This window comes from Trueperaceae bacterium (genome assembly GCA_031581195.1).
Taxonomy (GTDB): Bacteria; Deinococcota; Deinococci; order Deinococcales; family Trueperaceae; genus SLSQ01.
In genome coordinates this window covers 5,381-9,267 of sequence record JAVLCF010000091.1, presented here as the reverse complement: position 1 = coordinate 9,267, position 3,887 = coordinate 5,381, and the positions used below count along the sequence as shown (strand labels likewise).

The 3,887-nt window shown below is 73.9% G+C and carries 4 protein-coding genes; 2 read left to right on the top strand and 2 right to left on the bottom strand.

Translation table 11 applies throughout. The annotated features are described in order from the left end of the window. Nucleotides 1-59: 59 nt before the first annotated feature. Nucleotides 60-899, bottom strand: coding sequence for a hypothetical protein (locus RI554_08820; GenBank protein ID MDR9392113.1), 840 nt, complete (start codon nt 897-899; stop codon nt 60-62). A 136-nt stretch (nt 900-1,035) separates the two neighbouring features. Then, a complete protein-coding gene (gene metK, locus RI554_08815; protein MDR9392112.1) occupies nt 1,036-2,211 on the bottom strand; it encodes a methionine adenosyltransferase in 1,176 nt (391 codons plus the stop codon). Nucleotides 2,212-2,360: 149 nt separating this feature from the next. Between metK and RI554_08810 the strand changes: the two genes are divergently transcribed. Both RI554_08810 and RI554_08805 read left to right on the top strand, forming a co-directional pair. After that, nucleotides 2,361-2,930, top strand: coding sequence for a GNAT family N-acetyltransferase (locus RI554_08810; protein ID MDR9392111.1), 570 nt, complete (start codon nt 2,361-2,363; stop codon nt 2,928-2,930). A 103-nt stretch (nt 2,931-3,033) separates the two neighbouring features. Beyond that, a partial coding sequence (locus RI554_08805; GenBank protein MDR9392110.1) for a Fic family protein occupies nt 3,034-3,887 on the top strand: 854 nt, incomplete at its 3' end.

Here is a 3,887-nt window from a genome sequence, read left to right as displayed (position 1 = left end):
CGAAAGCGACGTCTTCCGCCGCATGGCGGAGGGGGGCGGGCTCACCGCCCGCCCCTGAGTCACCCCAACGCGTCCAGCTGCGCCGCGACGTCCTGCGCCAGCTCCGCCCCGAGCGACGCCGCTTCCGCGGCGTCGCCGGTCGTGCGGGCCTGCAGCACCCGCCCGGCGTGGGCGACCGCCCCGAACAGGGTGAGGTCCCCGTCGTCGCTGACCGTGGCGAGCGCCCCGACCGGCCGGTCGGGGAGGGCGGCGGCGAAGGCCCGCTCGGCGCGGACGCGGTCGAACGAGGGGCGGTGGTGCAGCGTGTACGCCAACTCCGCCGCTTCGTCGTCGCCGTCGCGCACGAGGACGCCCAGGGCGCCCTGGCCCGGGGCGGGCGGGACGACCTCGGGGTCGAGCAGCACGTTCGCGCGGTTGCCGTGATCCAGCACCCGCAACGTCGTCGCGGGCAGCAGCAGGGCGTGCACCTCCTCGCGCGTGAGGCGCGCGAGGGCGTCGTCGAGGGCGTCGTCGAACGGCGCGACGTCGAGGTCCGGCCGGAGCGCCCGCAGCAGCGCTTCGTCGCGCCCCGCGCGGGTTTCGACGCGCATCCCCGCCTCGAGGGCGTCGAACGTCCGGTCGTTGCGGCTGACGAGTGCGCAGCGCGCCTCCTGCCGCCGCGCGACCGCGGCGAGGAGGACGCCGTCGGGCAGCTGCGCGGGGAGCCGGTCGACCGCGCCGACGGCGAGGCCGACGCGTTCCTCGAGGAGCGCGGTGGGCAGCGTGTCGGGCGCGTCGCCGGGGATCGTGCGTTGCACGATCGGCACGTCCGGCCACTCGTCGGTGAGTTCGGCGAGGACCGCGCGGGCTTGCCGGAGGGCTTCCGCGCCGTCGCGGTTTCCCATCACGATGCGGGGCATGGCGCGGTTGTATCACAGGCGTCCCGGGCGCGCGACGGACGGCGTCCGCCCCCCGTCCGGCCCCGGGACGGGGGCGGGCGGGGGGCGAACGGGGTGGAGGCGGGGGCGTGGAAACGGGGGGGTGGACCCCGGGGGGTCAGGCGGCGCCGTCGGCCAGCGCGCGGAGCGCCTCGGTGCGGTCGGTGGCCTCCCACGGGAAGCCGTCGCGCCCGAAGTGCCCGTAGCTGCTGGTGGGGACGTAGATCGGGCGCTGCAGGTCGAGCTGCTCGATGATGCTGGCGGGGCGGGCGTCGAAGACCTCCCACACGATGCGCGCCAGCGTGTCGTCGCTCAGGCGCGAGGTCCCGAAGGTATCGACGTACACGCCGACCGGCCGGGCGACCCCGATCGCGTACGCCAACTGCACCTGCGCCCGGCGGGCGAGGCCGGCGGCGACGAGGTTCTTCGCGACGTAGCGGGCGTAGTACGACGCGGAGCGGTCGACCTTCGTCGCGTCCTTCCCGCTGAACGCCCCGCCGCCGTGCGGGGCGGCGCCGCCGTACGTGTCGACGATGATCTTGCGGCCGGTCAGGCCGGCGTCCCCCTGCGGCCCGCCGATCACGAAGCGGCCGGTGGGGTTGATGAACAGGTGCGTCGCGTCGCTCAGCATCCCCTCGGGCACGACGGGCCGGACGACGTGCTCGACGACGTCGGCCTTCAGGGCGTCGAGCGCGACGTCGTCGTCGTGCTGCGCGGAGACCACGACGGCGTCGAGGCCGACCGGTTGGTCGCCGTCGTACAGGACCGTCACCTGCGCCTTGCCGTCGGGTCGCAGGTAGGGCAGGGTGCCGTCCTTGCGGACCGCGGCGAGGCGGCGGGTGATGCGGTGCGCGAGGGTGATCGGCAGCGGCATCAACTCCGGCGTCTCGTCGGTCGCGTAGCCGAACATGAGGCCCTGGTCGCCCGCCCCGATGCGATCGAAGGCGTGCCCCGACGTGGACTCCTGGGCGGCGTCGACCCCCTGCGCGATGTCGGGCGACTGTTCGTTGATGGCGATCAGGACGCTGGAGTAGTCGGCGTCGAAGCCGTACCCGGCGTCGGTGTAGCCGACCTCGCGGACCGTGTCGCGGACGATGCCCTGCAGGTCGACGTAGCCGTCGCAGCGGATCTCGCCGGCGATCAACGCGAGGCCGGTCGTCAGGATCGTCTCCGCGGCGACGCGGGCGTCGGCGTCGTGCCGCAGGATCTCGTCGAGCACCGCGTCGCTGATCCGGTCGGCCAGCTTGTCGGGATGCCCTTCGGTCACGGATTCGGCGGAAATGCGTCGTTGCACGTGGCTCCTCCTGGCGGGCGGACGGCCCGCGGTCGCGAGAGCCTACCCCCGCCCCTGGGGTCCACTCCGCGGACCCGGCGACGTTCGCGGGGCGGCGGCCCGGGGTGGGGCGCCGCACCCCGCCCCCGGCCTGCGGGTACCCTCGCGGCGTGCATGGCGTGAGCTCCGGAGCCCCCTTCGCGATCCGTCCCGCCCGGCCGGACGACGCGCCGGCGTTGGCGGCGTTGATGGAGGGCATCTACGCCGAGCACCGCTGGTTCGTCGGCGACGTCGGGCCGACGGCGGGCGAACTGCGCCGCAAGCTGCGGGCGCTCGACGCGACCCGCCTCTGGTTCGGGGTGGCGGTCGCGCCGCCCGGCGCGGACGACGAGGCGCTGCTCGGGTGGCTCGAGGCCCGCCGGTACGCGCTCCCGCGCTTGGCGCACGTCGCCAGCCTCACCCTGGCGGTGGCGCCCGCCGCGCGCCGCCGGGGCGTGGGGCGCGCCCTGTTGCGGGCGGTGGAGCCGTGGGCCCGGCGGGTCGGGGTGGCGAAGCTGCGGCTGGACGTCCGCGCCTCGAACGCCGCCGCCCTCGCGCTGTATGCGGCGGAGGGCTACGCCGAGGAGGGCCGGGAGCGGCGCCAGATCCGCGACGCGGACGGCGAGGACGACAACGTCATCCTGGCGAAGTTCCTGGCGTCGGGAGGGGGTGCGGGGGGATCTGAAAGCGCTCGCTCATAGCGCCGCGCGCTATGAAAGCATTTCGCCATATGCTTACATAGTGAGCGTGGCCTCTGGAGATCCGACCCTGCGTGGCCCGACGAACGGGCGCATCGGAACGCACGTGGAGCACCCCGTCGCGGGGGAAACGGTGCGGGCCTTCGTGCCCCCGCGCCTGCCGGTGGACCCTCCGGTCGACCTCACGGGTCGACGTCTCGGCGCCCTGGAGGCCGCCAACCGCGCTCTCGGGCGGCTCGACGGGATCGACGCCCTCCTCCCCGACCCGGCTCTGCTCCTGTACGGGCACGTACGCAAGGAGGCGCTCCTCTCGTCGCAGATCGAGGGCACGCAGTCCTCGCTTGCCGATCTCCTCCTGTTCGAGATCGACGAAGCCCCTGGCGTCCCCGTCGACGACGTCGAGGAGGTCTCGAACTACGTCGCGGCGCTCCGCCACGGCCTACGGCGGCTTCGTGAGGACGGGTTTCCGCTTTCGGCGCGACTCCTTCGCGAAGCCCACGGGATCCTCTTGTCGGGGGGGCGTGGCGCCGACAAGGCACCGGGCGCGTTCCGGCGCACCCAGAACTGGGTCGGGGGGACGCGCCCGTCGAACGCGGTCTTCGTTCCCCCGCCCCCTCCCCTCGTTCCCGACCTGGTCGATGACCTCGAACGGTTCCTGCACGACGAAGGTACGTACACGCCGCCGTTGGTCAAAGCGGCGATCGCGCACGTGCAATTCGAGACCATCCACCCGTTCCTCGACGGGAACGGGCGGCTCGGGCGACTCCTCGTGACGTTGTCGTTGTGCCACGACGACGCGCTTCGCGAACCGAGTCTCTACCTCAGCCTCTACTTCAAACGTCACCGTGCCGTGTACTACGACCGGCTCCAACGCGTCCGCACCGAGGGCGCCTGGGAGGCCTGGCTCGATTTCTTCCTCGAGGGCGTCCGCGATACCGCGACCCAGGCGCACCAGGCCGC